Origin of the sequence: Burkholderia sp. MSMB2157WGS, from assembly GCF_001532755.1 — a bacterium.
Taxonomy (GTDB): domain Bacteria; phylum Pseudomonadota; class Gammaproteobacteria; order Burkholderiales; family Burkholderiaceae; genus Burkholderia.
Genome location: NZ_LPJG01000046.1, coordinates 75,306 through 96,459 on the forward strand (window position 1 = coordinate 75,306; position 21,154 = coordinate 96,459).

23 protein-coding genes and 1 pseudogene are annotated in these 21,154 nt (G+C 67.3%); 13 read left to right on the forward strand and 11 right to left on the reverse strand.

The features are described from left to right. Nucleotides 1–38 precede the first annotated feature (38 nt). Nucleotides 39–623, forward strand: coding sequence for a 2'-5' RNA ligase family protein (locus WT53_RS27560; RefSeq protein ID WP_034207591.1), 585 nt, complete (start codon nucleotides 39–41; stop codon nucleotides 621–623). Nucleotides 624–707: 84 nt separating this feature from the next. On the opposite strand, the gene WT53_RS27565 is transcribed toward WT53_RS27560, so the two are convergent. The 9 genes and pseudogenes from WT53_RS27565 to WT53_RS27600 form a co-directional block, all read right to left on the reverse strand. Continuing rightward, complete coding sequence (locus tag WT53_RS27565) at nucleotides 708–1,157, reverse strand: acetyltransferase (RefSeq protein WP_034207590.1); 450 nt, start codon at nucleotides 1,155–1,157, stop codon at nucleotides 708–710. 94 nt (nucleotides 1,158–1,251) lie between these two features. Next, nucleotides 1,252–1,731, reverse strand: a complete 480-nt coding sequence (locus tag WT53_RS27570; protein WP_080747781.1) for an NUDIX hydrolase — start codon at nucleotides 1,729–1,731, stop codon at nucleotides 1,252–1,254. A gap of 43 nt (nucleotides 1,732–1,774) precedes the next feature. Next, on the reverse strand, nucleotides 1,775–2,812 hold the full coding sequence (locus WT53_RS27575) for an NAD(P)-dependent oxidoreductase (RefSeq protein ID WP_329955259.1): 1,038 nt from the start codon (nucleotides 2,810–2,812) through the stop codon (nucleotides 1,775–1,777). Continuing rightward, nucleotides 2,766–3,044, reverse strand: a complete 279-nt coding sequence (locus tag WT53_RS27580) for a gamma-butyrobetaine hydroxylase-like domain-containing protein (protein WP_034207587.1) — start codon at nucleotides 3,042–3,044, stop codon at nucleotides 2,766–2,768. Before WT53_RS27580 ends, WT53_RS27575 begins: the two co-directional genes overlap by 47 nt. Then, nucleotides 3,041–4,036 carry a HEAT repeat domain-containing protein gene (locus WT53_RS27585; RefSeq protein ID WP_034207927.1) on the reverse strand — a complete coding sequence of 332 codons (996 nt, stop codon included), beginning with the start codon at nucleotides 4,034–4,036 and terminating at the stop codon, nucleotides 3,041–3,043. The genes WT53_RS27580 and WT53_RS27585 overlap by 4 nt, the downstream gene beginning before the upstream one ends. Before the next feature lie 39 nt (nucleotides 4,037–4,075). After that, a pseudogene (locus WT53_RS33995) lies at nucleotides 4,076–4,354 on the reverse strand (ABC transporter ATP-binding protein); the annotation flags it as partial. Beyond that, nucleotides 4,354–4,599: a ferredoxin family protein gene (locus tag WT53_RS27590; protein WP_034207586.1), complete on the reverse strand. Its 246-nt coding sequence runs from the start codon at nucleotides 4,597–4,599 to the stop codon at nucleotides 4,354–4,356. The pseudogene WT53_RS33995 and the gene WT53_RS27590, both read right to left, overlap by 1 nt. Nucleotides 4,600–4,610: 11 nt before the next feature. Then, nucleotides 4,611–6,350, reverse strand: a complete 1,740-nt coding sequence (locus tag WT53_RS27595) for a fumarate reductase/succinate dehydrogenase flavoprotein subunit (RefSeq protein WP_034207585.1) — start codon at nucleotides 6,348–6,350, stop codon at nucleotides 4,611–4,613. Then, nucleotides 6,347–7,117 (reverse strand): GntR family transcriptional regulator, encoded by a 771-nt coding sequence (locus WT53_RS27600; RefSeq protein WP_034207584.1) that lies wholly within the window; start codon nucleotides 7,115–7,117, stop codon nucleotides 6,347–6,349. Before WT53_RS27600 ends, WT53_RS27595 begins: the two co-directional genes overlap by 4 nt. 316 nt (nucleotides 7,118–7,433) lie before the next feature. Here WT53_RS27600 and WT53_RS27605 point away from each other — a divergent pair, with 316 nt between their 5' ends. The 12 genes from WT53_RS27605 (at nucleotide 7,434) to WT53_RS27660 (ending at nucleotide 19,240) form a co-directional block, all read left to right on the forward strand. Further along, a complete protein-coding gene (locus WT53_RS27605; RefSeq protein WP_034207583.1) occupies nucleotides 7,434–8,657 on the forward strand; it encodes an MFS transporter in 1,224 nt (407 codons plus the stop codon). Nucleotides 8,658–8,960: 303 nt separating this feature from the next. Continuing rightward, a complete protein-coding gene (locus WT53_RS27610; protein WP_027784729.1) occupies nucleotides 8,961–9,362 on the forward strand; it encodes a DnaJ family domain-containing protein in 402 nt (133 codons plus the stop codon). Beyond that, nucleotides 9,359–9,955 carry a tRNA adenosine(34) deaminase TadA gene (gene tadA, locus WT53_RS27615; RefSeq protein WP_034207582.1) on the forward strand — a complete coding sequence of 199 codons (597 nt, stop codon included), beginning with the start codon at nucleotides 9,359–9,361 and terminating at the stop codon, nucleotides 9,953–9,955. The genes WT53_RS27610 and tadA overlap by 4 nt, the downstream gene beginning before the upstream one ends. Nucleotides 9,956–10,056: 101 nt before the next feature. Beyond that, nucleotides 10,057–10,995, forward strand: coding sequence for a muramoyltetrapeptide carboxypeptidase (ldcA, locus tag WT53_RS27620; RefSeq protein WP_034207581.1), 939 nt, complete (start codon nucleotides 10,057–10,059; stop codon nucleotides 10,993–10,995). A gap of 309 nt (nucleotides 10,996–11,304) precedes the next feature. Continuing rightward, nucleotides 11,305–12,009, forward strand: a complete 705-nt coding sequence (locus tag WT53_RS27625; protein ID WP_034207580.1) for a GntR family transcriptional regulator — start codon at nucleotides 11,305–11,307, stop codon at nucleotides 12,007–12,009. 149 nt (nucleotides 12,010–12,158) lie between these two features. Beyond that, the gene (locus tag WT53_RS27630) at nucleotides 12,159–13,643 is read left to right on the forward strand and encodes an NCS1 family nucleobase:cation symporter-1 (protein ID WP_034207579.1); all 1,485 of its coding nucleotides are present in this window, start codon (nucleotides 12,159–12,161) and stop codon (nucleotides 13,641–13,643) included. A gap of 10 nt (nucleotides 13,644–13,653) precedes the next feature. Then, entirely contained in the window at nucleotides 13,654–14,445 is a 792-nt protein-coding gene (locus tag WT53_RS27635; RefSeq protein ID WP_034207578.1) for an aspartate/glutamate racemase family protein, read from the forward strand. 161 nt (nucleotides 14,446–14,606) lie between these two features. Beyond that, on the forward strand, nucleotides 14,607–15,560 hold the full coding sequence (gene puuE / locus WT53_RS27640; protein WP_034207577.1) for an allantoinase PuuE: 954 nt from the start codon (nucleotides 14,607–14,609) through the stop codon (nucleotides 15,558–15,560). Then, the gene (uraD, locus tag WT53_RS27645) at nucleotides 15,557–16,078 is read left to right on the forward strand and encodes a 2-oxo-4-hydroxy-4-carboxy-5-ureidoimidazoline decarboxylase (protein WP_034207576.1); all 522 of its coding nucleotides are present in this window, start codon (nucleotides 15,557–15,559) and stop codon (nucleotides 16,076–16,078) included. The genes puuE and uraD overlap by 4 nt, the downstream gene beginning before the upstream one ends. A 73-nt stretch (nucleotides 16,079–16,151) precedes the next feature. Further along, the gene (gene alc / locus WT53_RS27650) at nucleotides 16,152–17,165 is read left to right on the forward strand and encodes an allantoicase (protein WP_034207575.1); all 1,014 of its coding nucleotides are present in this window, start codon (nucleotides 16,152–16,154) and stop codon (nucleotides 17,163–17,165) included. Next, entirely contained in the window at nucleotides 17,162–17,674 is a 513-nt protein-coding gene (locus WT53_RS27655; RefSeq protein ID WP_034207574.1) for an ureidoglycolate lyase, read from the forward strand. The genes alc and WT53_RS27655 overlap by 4 nt, the downstream gene beginning before the upstream one ends. 201 nt (nucleotides 17,675–17,875) lie before the next feature. Next, the gene (locus WT53_RS27660) at nucleotides 17,876–19,240 is read left to right on the forward strand and encodes a hypothetical protein (protein WP_052100308.1); all 1,365 of its coding nucleotides are present in this window, start codon (nucleotides 17,876–17,878) and stop codon (nucleotides 19,238–19,240) included. Nucleotides 19,241–19,339: 99 nt separating this feature from the next. Here WT53_RS27660 and WT53_RS27665 read toward each other — a convergent pair whose 3' ends face one another. Next, nucleotides 19,340–20,533 carry a urate hydroxylase PuuD gene (locus tag WT53_RS27665; protein ID WP_034207573.1) on the reverse strand — a complete coding sequence of 398 codons (1,194 nt, stop codon included), beginning with the start codon at nucleotides 20,531–20,533 and terminating at the stop codon, nucleotides 19,340–19,342. 53 nt (nucleotides 20,534–20,586) lie between these two features. Next, on the reverse strand, nucleotides 20,587–20,940 hold the full coding sequence (gene uraH / locus WT53_RS27670) for a hydroxyisourate hydrolase (protein ID WP_027784716.1): 354 nt from the start codon (nucleotides 20,938–20,940) through the stop codon (nucleotides 20,587–20,589). Between the last annotated feature and the right edge of the window lie 214 nt (nucleotides 20,941–21,154).

Below are 21,154 nucleotides of genomic sequence, written 5' to 3' on the forward strand. Positions count from 1 at the left end.
AATGAAAATTCCGCTCCACGCCAGTCGGACATGTTGCCGTGACTCAACTGACGTTACCCGGATTCGATGCGCCGCCGCCGGCTCCCGTGCACCGCTTCTTTTTCGCCGTGCTGCCGGACCTGGTCACGGCGGTGCGCATTGCCGGCCTTGCCGAAAGCATGCGGCTAAAGAAGGACAGCCTGGTGGGCACCGAGCGTCTGCACATCACGTTGGGCTCGCTCGGCGACTTCGCTTACGTGCCGGGCGCTACCCTTGCACGGGCACGTGCGGTGGCGGACCGCATGGACGTGCCGTCTTTCGCCGTGACGTTCGACAAGATCGTCAGCTTCAACGGGCGTCCCGGTCATCAGCCGCTGGTGTTGATGGGGCGGGCCGGTCTGGACGGCTTGATCGATTTTCGGCGGCAGTTGCGAGAGGCGCTGAAACGGGCAGGCGTGCGCGTTTTTCCTTCGGGTTTCACCCCGCACGTGACGCTGCTGTATGGCGCACGGAGGCCCGATGAGTATCGGATCGAGCCGATTACCTGGACCGTATTGGACTTCGTCCTGATCGATAGCTGGCTCGGCAAGTCGCACTACGACGTGTTGGGGCGCTGGCCGCTGGCGACCGGCAACTCCTCGTGATAATCGCGATACCGCAAGGGCGGTGTCGTTTCAGCGCGTCCGGCCCGGGCCGGTGCCGTGTCCCGTTCCTGCCCGGACTCCGGCTCAGTCCCGACCACTCCCGCGATAACGAAGATGAATCAGCGGATAAGGCCGCCCCTGTCCATCCACCTTCGACCTCCCGCAGCGCTCGAATCCGAGCCGCTCATAAAACCCCGCCGCCGCTTCGTTCTGCTCGTTGACGTCGGTCGACAGGTCGGGATGGCGCTTGAGTGCTTCTTCGACCAGCCGCCGCCCGATTCCCGTGCCATGGTGTTCAGGATCGACGAACAGCGCCTCCATGTGACTGCCGTCGAGCAGCATGAAGCCGATCGGGCGATCGCTCTCGTCGACGGCCAGATCGAGCGGTGCGCTCGGCAGAAACGCGACGACTTCGGATTCGATCGCACGACGATCGTCGTCGCTCAGGAAGTGATGGGTGGCGTCGACGGCGTTGCGCCAGATATCCAGTACGCGTGTGCTATCGGCCTGGGTAGATGGTCGAATTCTGATCATGGTTTGATAGGTTGTGATTCGGCGGCGCTCGACAGGTTGTCGGCGCCGTGACGGAGCGAACGCATCGCGCCGATACGCAAGCGGCAGCGAAGCGTCAGGCGAATGGCGGACGCGCGTTGCCCAACACCGCGGCCCGCTCGATCGCCCGTCGCGCGACGTCGCGCACGCCCGCGCTCATCGGCAAATCGTCGCGCTCGAGTTCGTCGATGTCGAACCAGCGTGCGTCGAGCGCATCGTCGCCGGCGGCCGGCGTGCCGCGCAGCCATCTGCACAGCACTGCGACCAGGATGAAATGCTGGCGCACGGCGCCGTGCGCATCGTAATCGAACGCGTCCAGCGCGGTAAAGGCGTCGAGCGCTTCCACGTCGACCGTCGTCTCTTCCGCGATCTCGCGCACGACCGCATGCGCGAGCGGCTCGCCCGGCTCGATCTTGCCGCCGGGGAAGCCCCAGCAACCCGCATCGGGCGGATTCGCGCGGCGCACGAGCAGCACGTCGCGTTCGCGCAGCACGATGCCGATCACGGCGGGAACGGGGCGCAAGGAAGCAGCGTGGCCGGTTGGGGGCGGGGTCATGCGTATCCGTTGGTTCGAACGAGCGCGTGAGCGTACACGCGGCTCATCGGGCGTTCCCGGTACGCCGTTCGATCGCGCGGATCACGGCGACCATGTCGGCCGCGCCATGCCCGGCCTGCTCGGTTTCGCCGTAAAGCGCGTGGCAGATGTCGAGCAGCGGAGACGCGATGCCGATGCCCCGCGCGGATTCGGCGACGAGGCGCGCATTCTTCAGCACGTCGGTGATTGCGGCCTGCACCGAGAAATCTTCCGCGACGAGCTTGCCGAGCTTCACGCGCGACACGTCGCTCGCCATCGGGCCTGCGTTCAGCACGTCGGCGAAGCGCGCGAGGTCGATACCGTGACGCTGCGCGAAATGCGTGGCTTCGGCGAGACCGGTGACCATCGTGATCAGGAACAGGTTGACGGCGAGCTTCATCGTCAGCGCCGACGGCACGTCGCCGCACACGAAACTGTCGCGGCACAGCGGCTTCACGAGCGCGCGGACGGCATCGACGTCGTCGGGTGCGCCGGCCAGCATCACGACGAGCTGGCCGGCTTCGGCCGGCTTGCGCGAGCCCGACACCGGCGCCTCGACGTAGCGGCCCGACGCGGCGGCGATGGCGTCGGCGAGCGCACGCGAATATTCGGGCGCATTCGTACCCATGTTGACGATCGTGTGCCCGCCGGCCCGCGCGGCAAAACCGGGCGTGCCGCGCGCGAGGACGGCATCGATCGCCGCGTCGTTCGCGAGCATCAGGATCACGGTGCGGCAGGACACGAATACGTCGTCGATGTCCTCGGCCACGCGCGCGCCGGCGTCGCGCAGCGCATCGTCGTTGCCGTGCGAACGGCTCCACACGACGAGCGGCGTGCCGGCCCGCGCGAGATTGAGCGCCATCGGCGTGCCCATCACGCCGAGGCCGATGAATCCGACTGGGGTTTGCATGGTGCTGCTCCCACGGTAGGTGGCGGCGATCGTGGGCGTCAGTATCGCAGCGTTTTCGCATGCCTGCCATCCAGCCCGCTCGACCGCGACAGCCGCATCGTCGCCGCTACGCGATCTCCGCCAGGTACGGCCACGGATAAATGCCGCGTGCATGACCGTCGTCGAACAGGAAGCGTACGCCGTAGCCGAGCGGTTCCACGCCGTCCAGCGTCAGGTCCGGCCGCGCGTCGATGCGGCCGCCGTCGAGCCGGATCTTGCGGCATTCCGCACACGGGCAATCGCTGCGCAACCGCGCAAAGTCGATGCGTTGCGCCGAGCCGTCAGGCCAGGACAGCGTCAGTGCGCGTGCCGGGCGATCGAGTGCGATTTCGATCGGCGTAATCATCGCGACGCCTCGTCGATCTGTCCGATCGCGATCCGCACGGCCTTGCGGACTTCGGGGTCGCGATCGTCGAGCGCGTCGTGCAGCGCGGGCAGCGTCGCCCGGTCGCGCAATTCGCCGAGCGCGAGGGCGGCTTCCTTGCGCAGATTGCTGATCGCATGCGCGAGCAGCGCGACGACGGCCGGTGCCGCGGCCGCATCGCGCAATTGGCCGAGCGCGCGGACGGCGCGCACGCGCACTTGCCAGTAATCGTCGTCGAGCGCGGCGACGAGCGGGTCGCGCGCAACGGCGACGCGCAGCTTGCCGAGCGTGGCGGCCGCTTCCTCGCGCACCTGCCATTCGACGTCGCGCAGCGCCGCGAGCAACGCGGTGACGACGGCGGTATCGCCGGCCGCTGCAAACCCGATCGCGCCGACCGCGGCGCGCCGCACGTCGGCATCGGCGTCTGCGGTCGCGATGCGGGCGAGCGGCGGCAGCGCGCGGCCGTCCTTGAGCCAGCCGAGCACGACGACCGCCTCCGTGCGTACGGCGGCGGCGCTCGCGTCGAGCGCGCGCAGTGCGGGCGCGAACGCGTCGGGGTCGCGCAATTCGCGCAGGCCGCGCAGCACGGCGGTGCGCACGAACGGCTCGGGCCGGTCGGCCCAGCGGCGCAGCACGGCGCCCGATGCCGCGTCCTTCAGTTCGGACAGGCTGTGCGCGGCCGTTGCGCGCACGCCGTCGTCCGGATCGAGCAGCGCATGGCACAGCGCGTCGACGACATCGGGCTGCTCCCACGCGTCGAGCACGCGTGCGGCTTCGCTGCGCACGTCGGCCGACGGGTCGTCGCGCAGCGCCGCGACGAACGACGGCACGAGTTCGGGCGCCTCGAGATCGGCGAGTTCGAGCAGTGCGACGCGGCGCACCGAGGCATCGGCCGCGGCGAGGCGCGCGACGAGCGCCGCATGATCGGCGGACGGCATGCCGGGCAGCGGGAAAGCGGGGGAAGAAACAGTCATGGAGAAAGTCGGAGTGGTGGTTGGACAGGCACGCATGCTGGCGGTGTCGCGCAACAGCGCGAGACAGCGGCGCTTGATGTCGACGAATGCGGACTTGGTCGTGCTGTCGTCGGTGCGGGGCCGCGCGAGCGGCACGCGGATGTCGGCGACGATGCGCGCGGGCCGCGGCGACGACATCAAGATGCGGTCGCCGATAAGCAGCGCCTCCTCGATATCGTGCGTGACGAACAGCACGGTCGTGCCGATGCGCGACCAGATGTCGAGCGGCAGCGTCTGCATCGTCCGGCGAGTCTGTGCGTCGAGTGCGCCGAACGGCTTCAGCGCAGCAGGTAAGGGATGTCGACCTTGACCGCGCCGGTCGGGCAGTCGCGTTCGCACGGCATGCAGTACCAGCATTCGTCGAACTGCATGTACGCCTTGCCCTTGGTGACGTCGATCGCGAGCAGGTCGAGCGGGCACACGTCGACGCAGACGGTGCAGCCCTTGTCGGCGATGCACAGCATCTCGTCGATCGTCACGGGCGCGCTGCTGCGCTGGAAGATGTCGTGCGGGGTATGGGGCATGGCAAGGCTCCTCAAAGGGTGGCCGCGAGCGCGGCCGGTTCGCGGATGCGCAACTGCGCGTAGGCGCCGCGTTCGTCGTCGGCGAGCGGCACGACGTACGGTTCGACCGGCCGCTTCTCGCTGCGCATCGCGCCCGCGGCATCCTTGCGCAGCCACGTGTGGCAGAACCATTCGGCGTCGTTGCGGTGCGGGAAATCGACGCGATGGTGGTACAACCCCCAGCGGCTCTCGGTGCGGAACAGCGACGCGCGTGCGGCCATTTCCGCGCAGTCGCGGATCGCGCGCACTTCGGCCGCGCGCATCAGTTCGTGCGGGTTATCGGCCTTGATTTCTTCGATATCCTCAGTAATTTCATCAAAACGTTGCAGCCCGATTTCCATCTTGCGCGTCACCTTCGGCGGTTGCAGATAGTCGTTCACCATGCGGCGCAGCTTGTACTCGACCTGCGCCGGCGCCAGGCCGCGCTCGCGCAGCAACGGCGCGAGCACGCGCGAACGCTCGGCGTCGACCTGTCGGTCGTCCACCGGCGCGTGTTCGCGGCCGGCCGCGTAGTCGGCCGCATTTTGCCCGGCGAACCAGCCGTACGTGAATGCGCCGAGCATGTAGTTGTGCGGAACGGCCGCCATGTCGCCGGCCGCGTACAGCCCCGGCACGGTCGTCTCCGCGCGCGCATTCACATATACGCCCGATGCGCTGTGGCCGCTGCAGAAGCCGATCTCCGAGATGTGCATCTCGACCATCTGGCTGCGGTAGTCGGTGCCGCGCCCCGCATGGAAACGGCCGCGGCTCGGCCGTTCGTTCGTATGCAGGATCTGCTCGATGGTCCGGATCGTTTCTTCCGCGAGATGGTCGAGCTTCAGGAACACGGGGCCGTTGCCGCTCTGCAGTTCCTGGTAGAACTCCCACATCATCTGGCCGCTCCAGTAGTCGCATTCGATGAAGCGTTCGCCCTTGCCGTTCGCGGTGAAGCCGCCGAGTGGGCCGGTCACGTACGCGCAGGCCGGGCCGTTGTAATCCTTGATCAACGGATTGATCTGGAAGCATTCGAGGTTCGCGAGCGCCGCGCCCGCGTGATAGGCCATCGCGTAGCCGTCGCCCGCGTTGGTCGGGTTCTCGTACGTGCCCATCAGGTAGCCCGATGCCGGCAGACCGAGGCGGCCGGCCGCGCCGCAGCAGAGGATCACGGCCTTCGCGCGGATCACGTGGAATTCGGCGGTGCGGCAGTCGAAGCCGAGCACGCCGCTCGCGCGGCCCTGCGCGTCGGTCAGCACGCGCGTCGCGACGATCCGGTTCGTGATCGCGATGCGTGCGCGCTTCAGTTGCCGGTACAGCACCTTCTTGATGTCGTGGCCCTCCGGCATCGGCAGCACGTACGAGCCCATGTGATGGACCTTCTTCACCGCGTAGTCGCCGGTGCCGTCCTTCTCGAACTTCACGCCCCAGCGATCGAGCTGCTCGATCGTCGTGAAGCTGTGCGCGGCGTACGCGTACACGGCTTCCTGGTCGACGATTCCGTCGTTGGCGATCGTGATCTCGCGCGTGTACTGCTCGGGCGTCGCATGACCGGGGATCACCGCGTTGTTCAGGCCGTCCATCCCCATCGAGATCGCGCCGCTGCGTTTCACGTGGGCCTTCTCGAGCAGCAGCACGCGCAGGGACGGATCGCGCTCCTTCGCCTTGATGGCGGCCATCGGGCCGGCCGTGCCGCCGCCGACCACGACGACGTCGTATTCGTGCACATGGGTATTCATCGCGGGTTCCTTGCAGGTTTGCGTGCCTTCTGCCGGTCGACGCGCAGCCGGTACTGGAAGGCGTCGCCGCGGAAGTAGAGGGTTTCGTAGTCGATCGGCGCACCGGACGCATCGTGCGTGAGACGTTCGATACGCAGCACGGGGCTGCTTTCCTCGACGTGCAGCGCGTCGACGATTTCGTCGTCGGCGAGGATCGCGTCGATCGACACGTCGGCATGGCCGAGCGCAATGCCGCAGTCGTTCTCCAGGATCAGGAAGATGTCGCGGGTCGCGAGATCGGCGCCGGCGAGGCGCTTGCCGAGCGCCTCGGGCACCCAGGTCTGTTCGAGCGACACGGGTTCGCGGTTCAGCAGCCGCACGCGATGGATCTCGACGAGCGGTGCGCCCTCGGGCACGTTCAGCTTCGTCGCGAGATGGCGATCGGCCTTCACGGTGCGCAGGCTGCGCAACTGATTGACGATTTCGTAGCCCATCGACGACATCGCCTCCGCGAACCCCTGCAGCGACGTCACGTTCTGGAAGGCCTTCGGCTTCGACACGAACGTGCCCTTGCCGTGCAGCTTGAACAGCAGGCCTTCCTTCTGCAGGTCGCCGAGCGCCTGGCGCACCGTGATGCGGCTGACGTCGAACGTCGCGCAGAGCTCGTGCTCGGACGGCATCCGGCTGTGCGGCGCATAGGTGCCGTCGAGAATGCGCGCGCGCAGCGTGTCCTTGATCTGCACGTAGAGCGGGGCCGCGGACAGCGGCACGACGTTGGGTGGCGTCATCGGTCGACTTGTTATGACAAGATGGGGCGAGTGTAGCCAGCGCACGTGCGCGCCCCAACCAACCATTTCTGCTTTCGAATTTCCCGTTGCGGAAAAGCGGGGCGGCAGGCGGTGGGGCGACCGGACGATCCGACCCTTGCGATGCGCGCGGGACCGCCGACAATAAAAAATCCGCAGATCATGCGCCGCGCATGTCGATTTCCCGATGCGTCGTCCGTCGTATCGATAACGACCGGGCCGCGCGCCGCGCCATGCAGCGGACACCCGGTTGCCGCGAATGGCGCAACGAACGAGGAGATACCCGATGACACGCCACATGCCGGATTCCCGATACCGCTGGGTGATCGTCGCCGCGGGCGGCCTGATGGGCTGCGTCGCGATCGGCGCGATGTTTTCGTTGCCGGTGTTCCTGCGCTCCATCGCGCGCGAGACGGGCTGGTCGATGACCGGCATTTCCGCCGCGATGACGCTCGGCTTCATCGCGATGGCGTTTGCGAGCATGGCGTGGGGCAGCCTGTCGGACCGCGTCGGCACGCGGCCGGTCGTCGTCGCGGGCGCCGTGCTGCTGTCGGCGAGCCTGGCGCTCGCGAGCCGCGCGCCGTCGCTGCTCGTGTTCCAGCTGAGCTTCGGGCTGGCCGTCGGCAGCGCGACGGCCGCGATATTCGCGCCGATGATGGCGTGCGTGACCGGCTGGTTCGACACGCACCGCAGCCTCGCGGTATCGCTCGTGTCGGCCGGCATGGGGATGGCGCCGATGACGATGGCGCCGCTGGCCGCATGGCTCGTGTCGGTGCGCGACTGGCGCACGTCGATGCTGCTGATTGCCGTGCTGGCGGCCGTCGTGATGATTCCGGTGTCGCTGCTGGTGCGCCGGGCGCCGGCGCTCGACGCTGCAGCCGCGCACGCGGCGCCCGCGCCAGCGTCCGCCGGCGCGCCCGCCGCGATGTCGGTCGCGGATGCGCTGCGCTCGCCGCAGTTCGCGGTATTGCTGCTGACCAATTTCTTCTGCTGCGCGACGCATTCGGGCCCGATCTTCCACACGGTCAGCTACGCGGTGACCTGCGGGATTCCGCTGATCGTCGCGGTGTCGATCTACAGCGTGGAAGGGCTCGCTGGCATGGGCGGCCGGATCGCGTTCGGGATACTCGGCGATCGCCTCGGCGCGAAGCGCATGCTGGCGGCGGGATTGCTCGCGCAGGCGTTCGGCGCGCTCGGCTATTACTTCGTGCGCTCGCTCGACGGCTTCTACGCGGTCGCGACGCTGTTCGGTTTCGTCTATGCGGGCGTGATGCCGCTCTATTCGGTGCTCGCGCGCGAGAATTTCCCGCTGCGGATGATGGGCACCGTGATCGGCGGCTGCGCGATGGCCGGCAGCCTCGGGATGGCCGCGGGCCCGGTCGCGGGTGGGCTGATCGTCGACGCGCTCGGCAGCTACGGCTGGCTGTACCTCGGATCGTTCGCGATCGGGGTCGGCGCGTTCCTGATCGCGACGATGTTCCGGCCGTTCGCGAAAGCGCGGCCGGAAACGGTAGCTGCGTAATCGGGCGGCAAAGGCGGGGTGGCGAAGGCGGGGAGGCGAGCAGGCGGCCGGCATTTTCGTCGGGGCGGCGGTGGGCTGCGGGATCGTCGTGGATCAAAAATGGGCAGGCCATCGCCGCCGTCCGGAAGCGTCCGCACGGCGCTCGGCCTGCTGCGGCGCAGCACAGCGGCAAGTGACGGCGATCGGCGCGCATGCGCTGCGATTCGGTCCCTAAAAACGCAATATCGAGCATATATTCGAAGGGCCTGTCATACCGGCGTCACCCTGCTAGAATTCGGCCTGCCGCATTGTTCCGATTGACTGATGAGATTGCTTGACGCCCTGGTCGAACAACGTATTGCCGCCGCCGCCGCGCGGGGCGAGTTCGACGATTTGCCGGGTACCGGCGCGCCGCAGGCGCTGGATGACGACCTGCTCGTGCCCGAGGAGGTGCGGGTGGCCAACCGTATCCTGAAGAACGCGGGCTTCGTGCCGCCGGCCGTCGAGCAACTGCGCGCGCTGCGCAACCTGCACGACGAAGTGCAGGCGGTCAGCGACCGCGCCGCGCGCTGCCGGCTGCAGGCGAAGATCCTCGCGCTCGACATGGCGCTCGAATCGCTGCGCGGCGGCCCGATGGTGATGCCGCGCGACTACTGCCGGCGCATCGCGGAACGCCTGTGCGAGCGCGGGCTCGACGACGCACCCGCCGAAGCGGGGACGATGTGACGTCCGACGCGCTGCACGACGCAGCCCGCTCGGCAGCCGCCGCAGCCGCTGACCCCGCCGCCGATTCTCCCGTTCACGAAGCCGCGCCCGTATCGGCGCGCGACCTGCATTTCATGCGTCTGGCGCAGGCCGCCGCCGAAGAGGCGCGCGCGGCCGGCGAAGTGCCGGTCGGCGCGGTGCTCGTGCGCGGCGACGAAGTGATCGCGCGCGGCTTCAACCATCCGATCGGCGGGCACGATCCGTCCGCGCATGCCGAAATGGCCGCGCTGCGCATGGCCGCGCAGCAGCTGCGCAATTACCGGATGCCCGGCTGCGAGCTGTATGTGACGCTCGAACCGTGCCTGATGTGCGCGGGCGCGATCATGCATGCGCGCATCGCGCGGGTCGTCTATGGCGCGGCCGATCCGAAGACGGGCGCGTGCGGCAGCGTGATCGACGCATTCGCGAATCCGCAGCTCAACCACCACACCGAAGTGATCGGCGGCGTGCTCGCCGACGAGTGCGGCGCCGCGCTGAAGTCGTTCTTCGCCGAGCGCCGTCGCGCGCTGCGCGAAGCGCGGCTCGCCCGCGACGCCGAATCGGGCGCGTCATAGGCGCCGCCGTCGCGCCCGTCGTGGCGGGCGTGCACGGTTTTCGTGAACCGGACACGGTTCGGACCCTCTAAGCAGGTTTGACGATCCCGACACCTTTCGCCATGTCCTTCCAGCCCGCCGCGTCCTACACCATCCGCCTGCTGGCGCCGTCCGGCTATCCGCACGACCCCGACGCGATCAACCGCGCGCTCGAGCGCCTCAGCAGCGCACAGCAACGCATCGAGAACATCGAGGCGACGCAGCGGCGCTTCCAGCGTTTCGGCGGCACCGACGGCGAGCGGGCGAGCGATCTGAACCGCCTCGCCGATCCCGAGCGGCCGCTGCCGGACATCGCGCTCGCGGTGCGCGGCGGCTACGGCGCCGCGCGCATCCTGCACGGGCTCGACTATCGCGGGCTCGAGCGCCGGCTGCGCGACCAGCCGATCGCGCTCGTCGGCCACAGCGACTTCACGGCGATCCAGCTGGCGCTGTACGCGAAGGCGCGCATCAAGACGTTCGGCGGCCCGATGCTGTCGGCCGATTTCGGCGCGGAAACGCCGAGCGACTTCACGATGCAGCATTTCTGGCAGACGCTGACGCAGCCGAGCACGACGATCGTCGCCGACGCACCGCAGGTGCAGACGGTGAACGTGACGGGCACGCTGTGGGGCGGCAACCTCGCGATCCTCACGTCGCTGGTCGGCACGCCGTACATGCCCGACATCGAGGGCGGCATCTTGTTCATCGAAGACGTCAACGAGCAGCCGTTCCGGATCGAGCGGATGATCTATCAACTGCACCTGTCGGGGCTGCTCGCGCGCCAGCAGGCGCTCGTGCTCGGCCAGTTCACCGGTGCGCGGCCGTTCGAGTACGACAACGGCTACGACATGCAGGCGATGATCGACCAGGTGCGCGCGGTGGTCGGGATTCCGGTCGTCACGGGGCTCCAGTTCGGCCATGTGCCCGACCTGTTGACGCTGCCGTTCGGTGCGCAGGCGCAACTGGTCGCGAATGCGCACGGGTTCCGGCTGACGCTGTCGGACTATCCGCATCTCGGCTGATGCCGGTGCGATCGATTCGAAAGGCGGGTTTCCCCGCCTTTTTCTTTATGTAAATGCGCAACTAACGGTCAATATTTTTCGTCGACGTCCACACGATCCACGTTTGATTTTGCACCATTTTTGTCAACAAAATGGCCGGGAGGGTATACGACGAGAAGGGCCTCCGTATTGCCTGACACGCTTGTCGTGCATGGATTCCGTGCGCGTTGCACCGAATGGAGACGCGCCGACGCACGCCGATCGTGCGAAATCTCGCAAAAGAATTGTTGACAATCTTTATGTCCATCCTAGGATGAGGACCATCACACGATGCAGATCATGAACGAGCCCGATTCCCATCCGTCCGGCGCAGCCGGTCCCGAAGCGATCGCCGAGCGCATCCGCACCGCGATCCTCGAGCATCGGCTCGCGCCCGGCGCGAAGCTGACGGAGGCGCAGCTCTGCGAGGTGTTCGGCGTGAAGCGCGGGACGATCCGCCAGGCGCTCGCGCAGCTCGCGACCGACAAACTGGTCGACCTCGAGCCGAACCGCGGCGCGTTCGTCGCGAGCCCGTCGCTGCAGGACGTGCACGAAGTGTTCGAGATGCGCCGGATCATCGAGCTGGCCGTGGTCGAGCGGCTCGCGACCGGCCCCGGCGCCAAGCGGCTGAAGGGCGTCGCGGCGCTGATCGACAAGGAACGCAAGGCGTTCGAGCGGCACGACTTCGCGGCGTGGATCCGGCTGTCGGGCGAATTCCATACGGCGCTCGCGACGCTGATGGGCAATGCGACGCTCAGCGAGTGCCTCGAAGGGCTCGTCGCACGCTCGACGCTGATGTCGGCGCTGTACGAATCGCACGGGCGCAGCCCGTGCTCGTGCGACGACCACGACGAGATCCTCGCCGCACTGGAGGCGGGCGATCCGAAGCAGGCGGTGACGCTGATGGCGCGCCACCTGCAGCATGTCGAACTGAAGATGCTGGACCGGCCCGCGCAAGGGCAGGTCGATTTGCGCGAAGTGTTCGGCGGCGCCTGAGCGGCGACGCGAACCCGGCCGCGCGCCACACGACGAGAGCAATGCAGGCCCACGGTGTTTGCCGCGGGTCGCTGGTCCGACTCCGGACGACGATCCGGAGCGATATCGATGACGGTGGAGCGGCCTGCCGGCCGCGTCAAGGAGAAGTCATGGCTCAATTCAGTGTGGCGCACGACAGCGCCTATCCGGCGGAAGAAGGCGGCGAGGGCGGCGGTCCGGCATTGCCGGACGGTTACAGCGAACGTCTGTACAACGAAGATTTGGCACCCCTTAAAAATCAGACATGGGGCGCGTACAACATCTTCGCGTTCTGGATGTCGGACGTGCACAGCGTCGGCGGCTACGTGTTCGCGGGCAGCCTGTTCGCGCTCGGACTGACGAGCTGGCAGGTGCTGATCGCGCTGATCGTCGGCATCGGTCTCGTGAACGCGCTGTGCAACCTCATCGCGCGGCCGAGCCAGCAGATCGGCGTGCCGTATCCGGTCGCGTGCCGCGCGACCTTCGGCGTGCTCGGCGCGAACGTGCCGGCCGTGATCCGCGGGCTGATCGCGATCGCGTGGTACGGCATCCAGACCTATCTCGCGTCGAGCGCGCTCGTGATCGTCGTGCTGAAATTCTTTCCGCAGTGGCTGCCGTATGCGGACGTCCATCGCTACGGCTTCCTCGGGCTGTCGGCGGTCGGCTGGGCCGGCTTCATGCTGCTGTGGGTGCTCCAGGCGTTCGTGTTCTGGAACGGGATGGAGACGATCAAGAAGTTCATCGACTTTGCGGGTCCGGCCGTCTATGTCGTGATGTTCATCCTGGCCGGCTACATGGTGTGGCGCGCGGGTTGGCGCAACATCGGCATCAACCTCGGCGGCGTCAAGTATCACGGCGCGGAAGTGATTCCGGTGATGATCACCGCCGTGTCGCTCGTCGTGTCGTACTTCTCCGGGCCGATGCTCAACTTCGGCGACTTCTCGCGCTACTGCCGCTCGTTCGGCGACGTGAAGCGCGGCAATTTCTGGGGGCTGCCCGTCAACTTCCTCGCGTTCTCGCTCGTCACGGTGATCACCACCGCCGCGACGCTGCCGGTGTTCGGCGAACTGATCACCGACCCGGTCGAGACGGTCGGCCGCATCGACCATCCGACCGCGGTGATCCTCGGCGCGCTGACGTTCACGATCGCGACGATCGGCATCAACATCGTCGCGAACTTCGTATCGCCCGCGTTCGATTTCTCGAACGTCGCGCCGCGCCTGATCAGCTGGCGCGCGGGCGGGATGCTCGCCGCCGTCGCGTCGATCTTCATCACGCCGTGGAACCTGTTCAACAATCCGGCGGTGATCCATTACACGCTCGACGTGCTCGGCGCGTTCATCGGCCCGCTGTACGGCGTGCTGATCGCCGACTTCTACCTCGTCAAGCGCGGCCGCCTCGTGCGCGACGACCTGTACACGATGTCGGAAAGCGGCGCGTACTGGTACACGGGCGGCGTGAACCGCCGCGCGCTCGCCGCACTGCTGCCGGCCGCGGTGATCGCGGTCGTGTGCGTGATGGTGCCGGGCTGGCAGGGCGTCGCGAATTTCTCGTGGTTCATCGGCGCGGGGCTCGGCTTCGGGTTCTACCGGCTGCTTGCAGGCGCGAAGGCGTAAGGAGCCTGCGATGAAGATCCGACTGATCAATCCGAATACGACGCAGCGGATGACCGACGCGATGGGCCGCTGCGCGCGCGAGGTCGCGGCCGCCGGCACGGAGATCGTGGCCGTGAGTCCGCCGATGGGGCCGCCGTCGATCGAAGGGTATTACGACGAGGCGCTCGCGACGCCGGGGCTGCTCGCCGAGATCGCTCAGGGCGAGCGCGACGGCTGCGACGCATACGTGATCGCGTGTTTCGGCGATCCGGGCCTGTATGCGGCGCGCGAGCTCGCGCGCGGGCCGGTGATCGGCATCGCCGAGGCCGCGATGCATGCGGCGAGCGTGCTCGCGCCGGGCTTCTCGGTCGTCACGACGCTCGCGCGCACCTGCGGGATGGCGTGGCACCTCGCGGAGCGCTACGGGATGAAGCGGTTCTGCCGCAACGTGCGCGCGACCGACGTCGCGGTGCTCGAACTCGACCGGCCCGGCTCGGCCGCGCGCCGGATCATCGTCGACGAATGCCGGCGCGCGCTCGACGAGGACGGCGCCGACGCGATCGTGCTCGGCTGCGCGGGGATGGCCGAATTCGCGCACGAGATCGAGCAGCAGATCGGTGCGCCGGTGGTCGAGGGCGTCACGGCGGCCGTCAAGTGGGCCGAGGCGCTCGTCGCGTTGCGCCTCGCGACCGCGAAGCGCGGCGACTACGCGCGGCCGCTGCCGAAGCGCTACGACGGTGCGTTCGCCCGCTTCAGCCCGCCGGACGGGGAGGCGGCGGAACCGGTCGCGGATTTGCCGCGCCCGCACATACACACCGTCTGACACGCACTATCTGCGCCGCTGTATGGGCGCGTATGAACGTTTTCGCTACACTGGGCCGTCGTCGCATCGGCTGGTGCGGCCCGCCTCCGGGCGCCGCGCAGTCGATGCGAACCCTATATTTCAGCCTGCTCACTCGGCCCGCTTTCGTTGCCTTTCGAACCATGTCACTCGATCCCAACTATCCTCGCGACCTGATCGGCTACGGCCGCCATCCCGTTCAGGCGAACTGGCCGGGGCGTGCCCGCGTCGCCGTGCAATTCGTGCTGAATTACGAGGAGGGCGGCGAGAACTGCGTGCTGCACGGCGATCCGGGCTCCGAGCAGTTCCTGTCCGAAATCGTCGGCGCGGCCGCGTATCCGGACCGCCACATGAGCATGGAGTCGATCTACGAATACGGGTCGCGGGCCGGCGTGTGGCGCATCCTGCGCGAATTCGAGAAGCGCGGGTTGCCGCTGACGGTATTCGGCGTCGGCATGGCGATCGAGCGTCATCCGGAGCTCGCGCGCGCATTCGTCGAGCTCGGCCATGAAATCGCGTGCCACGGCTGGCGCTGGATTCACTACCAGAGCATGACGCCGGAACTCGAAGCCGAACACATGCGCCTCGGGATGGAAGCGATCGAGCGCGTGACGGGCGAGCGCCCGCTCGGCTGGTATACCGGCCGCGACAGCCCGAACACGCACCGCCTGGTCGCCGAATACGGCGGCTTCCTGTACGACTCCGACAACTACGGCGACGACCTGCCGTTCTGGATGGACGTCGAGGTGTCGGGCGGGCGCACGTCGCCGCAACTGATCGTGCCGTACACGCTCGACACGAACGACATGCGTTTCGCGACGCCGCAGGGCTTCAACACCGGCGATCACTTCTTCCACTACCTGCGCGACGCATTCGACGTGCTGTACGCGGAGGGCGACGAGGCGCCGAAGATGCTGTCGATCGGCATGCATTGCCGGCTGCTCGGCCGGCCGGGCCGGTTCCGCGGGCTGCAGCGTTTCCTCGATCACATCGAGAAGCACGATCGCGTATGGGTGACGCGCCGTGTCGATATCGCGCGTCACTGGCGTGAACATCATCCGTATCAGCCCAATCATCGAAACGAAGGGAAAGCATGAAGGCGATGCGCTACACGTTGGAACAACTGAACACGATGGCGCCGAGCGCATTCGTCGCGGCGTTGTCGGGGATTTTCGAACATTCGCCGTGGGTGGCCGAGGTCGCCGCGGGCGAGCGGCCGTTCGCGAGCATCGACGCGCTGCACAAGACGATGTCGGATGCGGTGGAAACCAGCGGCGAAGCGCGCCAGCTCGCGCTGATCAACGCCCACCCGGAGCTGGCCGGCAAGGCCGCCGTGCGCGGCGAACTGACGGCCGAGTCGACCCGCGAGCAAAGCGGCGCGGGCCTCGACCAGTGCACGCAGGAAGAATTCGACAAGCTGCTGACGCTGAACCGCACGTATCGCGAGAAGTTCGGCTTCCCGTTCATCCTCGCGGTGCGCGGCTACGACCGCCACGGCATCATCGCGAACTTCGAGTCGCGCGTGAATCATTCGCGCGCCGAGGAGCTGCGCGCGAGCCTCGACCAGATCTACCGGATCGCGCGCTTTCGCCTCGACGACCTGATCGACGCCTGACACCGCCGCCCGACACCGCAACGGCCTGCTGCGTCGCAGCGGCCCGATCGCCTCACTGAAACAAGGAAACATCATGGCTGTTCCGCTTCTCGATCCGAACGCACCCGATTTCACGCGGCGCTACGTGAATCTTGCCGACCCGCGTCTCGGTGCGCAGGCGCTCGAGGCCAGCGACGATTTCTTCGCGCCGAAGGACCGGATGCTGAACCCCGAGCCGGCCGTCTTCATCCCCGGCAAGTACGACGACCACGGCAAGTGGATGGACGGCTGGGAGACGCGCCGCAAGCGCACGACCGGCTACGACTGGTGCATCGTCAAGCTCGCGCGCCCCGGCGTGATCAAGGGCTTCGACATCGACACGAGCCACTTCACCGGCAACTTCCCGCCGGCTGCGTCGATCGAGGCCGCGTTCGTGGCCGACGGCGCGCCGACGCAGGCGACCGAGTGGGTCGAGATCGTCGCGTCGACCACGCTGCAAGGCAACAGCCATCACTACGTCGAAGCGAGCGACGCGCGCGCGTTCACGCACCTGCGCGTGAACATCTACCCGGACGGCGGCATCGCGCGCCTGCGCGTGTACGGCCAGCCGCAGCTCGACTGGGCCGGTGCGAGCGCGACCGAGCAGTTCGACCTCGCGGCGATGGAAAACGGCGGTTACGTGGTGGCGGCGAACAACCAGCACTTCGGCGTCGCGTCGAATCTGCTGCTGCCGGGCCGCGGCGTGAACATGGGCGACGGCTGGGAAACCCGCCGCCGCCGCGAACCGGGCAACGACTGGGCGATCATCGCGCTCGCGCACCCGGGCGTGATCCGCAAGATCGAAGTCGATACCGCGTTCTTCAAGGGCAACTACCCGGATCGCTGCTCGATCCAGGCCGCCTACGTGTCGGGCGGCACGGACAGCTCGTTGATCACGCAGTCGATGTTCTGGCCGGTGCTGCTCGGCGAGCAGAAGCTGCAGATGGACAAGCAGCACTACTTCGAACACGACGTCGCGTCGCTCGGCCCCGTCACGCACGTGCGGCTGAACATCATTCCGGACGGCGGCGTGTCGCGCCTGCGACTGTGGGGGACGCTCGACAAATGAAGACGCTTGCCATCGAACCGCTGACCAAGGAAGCATTCGCGCCGTTCGGCGACGTGATCGAAACGGAAGGGGCCAAGCAGATCCCGATCAACCTCGGCACGACGATCCGCTTTCACGATCTCGCGAAAGTCGACGTGACCGATGAAGGCGGTCGCACGCTCGTCAACCTGTTCCGCGGCCAGCCGCGCACGCTGCCGTTCGAGGTGAAGATGCTCGAGCGCCATCCGCTCGGCAGCCAGGCGTTCGTGCCGCTGAACGACCAGCCGTATCTCGTCGTCGTCGCGCCCGCGGGCGAACTCGATCCGGCGAAGATCCGCGCATTCGTGACGAGCGGCTGGCAGGGCGTCAACTACGCGAAGGGCGTATGGCATCACCCGCTGATCGCGTTGGGCGGCGTGAGCGATTTCATCGTCGTCGATCGCGGCGGCGACGGGGTGAACCTGAACGAGCAGGATCTGCAGGAGTCGCTGTGGCTCACCGAGGATGCACTGGATGCGGTGACGGCCTGAACCGACGGCGGCGTTACTCGGGAAGCCCGCGCACGATGCGCGGGCTTTTTTCATTTCGCTGCACGGTTGTCGCGCGAGGACTTTGCATATTCCATATCGTTGGTTCGTCGCGGCACGGGAGCCCGGTATCTTGACCGCTTTGTCGGCCCGGCGGGCCGATGCGTTCCGAATCCTCGAACCTCCTCCCACGAACATCCCGATATGAACGGAAGACTCCCGATCGCCGCGACAGCGGCGGCGGCCGTGCTGGCGCTCGCCGCATGCGGCGGCAGCGACGGCGGCATCGTCGCCAGTACCGGCACGAGCGCGGTCCGTAGCGCGAACCCGCTTGCCACGCCCGATCAGATCGCGGCGGAGAAACTCGCGCTCGAACTGGTGGCCGCGCCCGCGGTCGTGCAGGCGAAGGCTGCGCTGAAGGCGCAATGGCTGGCCGCGGCCCAGGCGGTGGGCGGCGTGCCGGACGAGTCGCTCGCCTATCTGCAGACGGCCGTCGACGAATCGGCGATGTCGAGCGCGCTCGCGATCACGAACCGTGATCCGAACGCGCCGAAAGTGATCTCCGGACTCGCCGCGCCGCATACGTGGTTCGGCATCGACGTGCCGGGCTCGCGCACGACGTTCGACAATCCGGACACGATTTATCGCAGCTTTCCGGTCGACCCGACGGCGCGTTACGTGATTCGCGGTAACGTGCATCGCGACGGCCCGGTCGACAGCAACGTCAGCTTGTGGGACAGCCGTCACGCGACGCTGTCGAACCTGACCGGCGATCAGCTGCGGGTCGGTGCGGACGGCAGCTTCACGATTACCGCGGATTCCGGCGCGGGAGACGGTACCGGCAATCACGTCGTGTTGCCGGCAGTCGCCGCATCGTTCTTCATTCGCGATACCGTCGCCGAATGGGGCGTGCAGCAATTCGACGATCTGTCGGTCGAGCGCGTGTCCGGCGCTTCGTCGACGGCGGCGCCGACCAAGGCCGAGATGATCGCCGCGCTGGCCGCGCAGGTCGGCAACGGCGGCAGCACGTTCGCCAGCTACAACGCGCTCGCGAACGCGCAGCCGGTCAATACGATTCCGGCCGTATCGCTGGGCGGCTCGGCCGGGCGGCTGTCGACGCAGGCGGCCACCTACAGCGCATTCCGGATCGCCGACGACGAAGCGTTGGTGGTGACGGTCAGCCTTGGCGGCGCGAAATACTTCATCGCGCCCGCCTATGGCCGCTGGCTGATCACGACCGACTACGTGAATCACACGCAGTCGCTGAACAACAACCAGGCGGTCGCGAATCCGGACGGTACGCTCACGTTCGTCGTATCGCCGAGCGATCCGGGCGTCTACAACTGGGTGGATACGGTGGGCATCCACGAAGGCTTTCTGAATCTGCGCTGGCAAGGGTTATCCGCGACGTCGGCCGGCGCGGCGCCTGCCGCGCATGCGACGCTCGTGAAGCTGGCCGACCTGCGCTCGGTGCTGCCGGCGACGACGCGCTACGTCACGCCGGCGGAGCGGGCGACGCAGCTTGCCGCGCGCAAGGCGAGCTACGCGCCGCGCTATTCGGCCGGCTGACCGGTGCGGCTCGACGTCGCCGTCGAGCCGCATCGCGGTATACAAAAAAACAGGCCCGCCGAAGCGGGCCCGTCGTTCAGGCGCGGTCGAACCGGGCGCTTACTTCGCGGCGCCGCCCTCGAACCACGCGGCGAGCTTCGTCCGCTCGTCGTCGGTCATGTGCGTGACGTTGCCGATCGGCATCGCCTTCAGGCGCACGGCTTGTTCGTAGATACGCTGCGCGTTCTTCGACACTTCGTCCGGCGTGTCGAACATCACGCCCGCGGGCGCGCTGCCCATCAGCGTCGGCTTCGACGAGTGGCACTCGACGCAGCGCTGCTGCAGGATCGGCATGATGTCGTTGATCACGATCTTCGGTGCGTTGGCCGCTTGCGCTTCCGGGGCGACCGGCTTCGGCATCGTCCACACCAGCGCGCCCGACAGCAGCGCGACGCCGCCGATCGGCAGGTACCACAGCTGCTTGCCGCGGTGGCGCATCACGAAGAACTGGCGAATCAGCGCGCCGGCCAGCATGATCAGCACGAGCACGACCCAGTTGAACTTGTTCGTGTACGTCATCGCATAGTGATTCGACAGCATCGCGAACACGACCGGCAGCGTGAAGTACGTGTTGTGCACCGAACGCTGCTTGCCGCGCTTGCCGTAGATCGGGTTCGGTTCCTCGCCCTTGAGCATCTTGTCGACCATCTTGCGCTGGCCCGGGATGATCACGAAGAACACGTTCGCCGACATGATCGTCGCGAGCATCGCGCCGACGATCAGGTAGGCGGCCCGGCCCGAGAAGATGTGGCACGCGAGGTACGCGGCGATCACGACGTACAGGCCGACGCAGATGCCGAGCACGCGATCGTTGGTGCCGAGGATGCGGCACAGCGAGTCGTAGACGATCCAGCCGGCGGCGAGGAAGCCGAGGGCGGAGGCCACGGCGACCACCGGGCCCATGTCGAGCACGTTCTTGTCGATCAGGTACGTGTTCGGTGCGAGCAGGTACAGCACGAAGAACAGCGTGAAGCCCGACAGCCACGTCGTGTACGACGGCCACTTCGACCAGTGCAGGTCGTCGGGCATTTCCGGCGGGGCGACCGTGTACTTCTGCATGTTGTAGAAACCGCCGCCGTGGACGTGCCACAGCTCGCCGAACACGCCGCGCTTGCGTTGGTTCGGGTCGGTCGGCGGTTTCAGGCTGTTGTCGAGCGCGACGAAATAGAACGACTCGCCGATCCACGCGATGGCGACGATGACGTGCAGCCATCGCAGCGCGAGGTTCAGCCAGTCGGTGATGAAGCCTTCCATGAAACTCCTCCAGACTCAGATCGTTTGTCTTGATGCAGGCGCCGATTCGTCTGTCAGCTGCCGCGATAGGTGCTGTACGACCACGGCGACACGAGCAGCGGCACGTGGTAGTGCGAGCCGGTGTCGGCGATGCCGAAGCGCAGGACGACGCGGTCGACGAAGCGGGGTTCGGGCACCTTCACGCCGAGCGCCGCGAAGTAGTCGCCGGCATGGAACACGAGTTCGTATTCGCCGGCGGCGAGCGCGGCGCCTTCGAGCAGCGGTTCGTCGCAGCGGCCGTCGCTATTGGTCAGCACGGTCTTGATCGCGCGGCGCGAATCGCCGTCCAGCGCGTAGAGGTCCACCTTGATGGCGGCGCCGGGGCGACCGTGCGCCGTATCGAGTACGTGGGTAGTGAGCTTTCCCATTCGTTGTTCCTTGTGTGAATGCGAGGTTCGGCGGCGACTCGATCCATTGACCGTGCGGCGGATCGAGGCTCCACGTCACGTGGCTACATACCCGTCGGCGAGATTGAAGCGAGCGCCGTGCAGGCATTGTAAAAAGGTTCCCCGCGCAAATACGGGCGCGATATCGAAGATAATGCGCCGCGCATGAGCGGCTGTCGACGGCACGCCGGAACGG

Bases quoted from the DNA above. Each gene is read 5' to 3' on its own strand.
- WT53_RS27565 (WP_034207590.1), bottom strand. From the start codon at position 1,157: ATGATCAGAATTCGACCATCTACCCAGGCCGATAGCACACGCGTACTG.
- WT53_RS27570 (WP_080747781.1), bottom strand. From the start codon at position 1,731: ATGACCCCGCCCCCAACCGGCCACGCTGCTTCCTTGCGCCCCGTTCCC.
- WT53_RS27575 (WP_329955259.1), bottom strand. From the start codon at position 2,812: ATGCACGCGGCATTTATCCGTGGCCGTACCTGGCGGAGATCGCGTAGC.
- WT53_RS27580 (WP_034207587.1), bottom strand. From the start codon at position 3,044: ATGATTACGCCGATCGAAATCGCACTCGATCGCCCGGCACGCGCACTG.
- WT53_RS27585 (WP_034207927.1), bottom strand. From the start codon at position 4,036: ATGACTGTTTCTTCCCCCGCTTTCCCGCTGCCCGGCATGCCGTCCGCC.
- WT53_RS27590 (WP_034207586.1), bottom strand. From the start codon at position 4,599: ATGCCCCATACCCCGCACGACATCTTCCAGCGCAGCAGCGCGCCCGTG.
- WT53_RS27595 (WP_034207585.1), bottom strand. From the start codon at position 6,350: ATGAATACCCATGTGCACGAATACGACGTCGTCGTGGTCGGCGGCGGC.
- WT53_RS27600 (WP_034207584.1), bottom strand. From the start codon at position 7,117: ATGACGCCACCCAACGTCGTGCCGCTGTCCGCGGCCCCGCTCTACGTG.
- WT53_RS27605 (WP_034207583.1), top strand. From the start codon at position 7,434: ATGCCGGATTCCCGATACCGCTGGGTGATCGTCGCCGCGGGCGGCCTG.
- WT53_RS27610 (WP_027784729.1), top strand. From the start codon at position 8,961: ATGAGATTGCTTGACGCCCTGGTCGAACAACGTATTGCCGCCGCCGCC.
- ldcA (WP_034207581.1), top strand. From the start codon at position 10,057: ATGTCCTTCCAGCCCGCCGCGTCCTACACCATCCGCCTGCTGGCGCCG.
- WT53_RS27625 (WP_034207580.1), top strand. From the start codon at position 11,305: ATGCAGATCATGAACGAGCCCGATTCCCATCCGTCCGGCGCAGCCGGT.
- WT53_RS27630 (WP_034207579.1), top strand. From the start codon at position 12,159: ATGGCTCAATTCAGTGTGGCGCACGACAGCGCCTATCCGGCGGAAGAA.
- WT53_RS27635 (WP_034207578.1), top strand. From the start codon at position 13,654: ATGAAGATCCGACTGATCAATCCGAATACGACGCAGCGGATGACCGAC.
- puuE (WP_034207577.1), top strand. From the start codon at position 14,607: ATGTCACTCGATCCCAACTATCCTCGCGACCTGATCGGCTACGGCCGC.
- uraD (WP_034207576.1), top strand. From the start codon at position 15,557: ATGAAGGCGATGCGCTACACGTTGGAACAACTGAACACGATGGCGCCG.
- alc (WP_034207575.1), top strand. From the start codon at position 16,152: ATGGCTGTTCCGCTTCTCGATCCGAACGCACCCGATTTCACGCGGCGC.
- WT53_RS27655 (WP_034207574.1), top strand. From the start codon at position 17,162: ATGAAGACGCTTGCCATCGAACCGCTGACCAAGGAAGCATTCGCGCCG.
- WT53_RS27660 (WP_052100308.1), top strand. From the start codon at position 17,876: ATGAACGGAAGACTCCCGATCGCCGCGACAGCGGCGGCGGCCGTGCTG.
- WT53_RS27665 (WP_034207573.1), bottom strand. From the start codon at position 20,533: ATGGAAGGCTTCATCACCGACTGGCTGAACCTCGCGCTGCGATGGCTG.
- uraH (WP_027784716.1), bottom strand. From the start codon at position 20,940: ATGGGAAAGCTCACTACCCACGTACTCGATACGGCGCACGGTCGCCCC.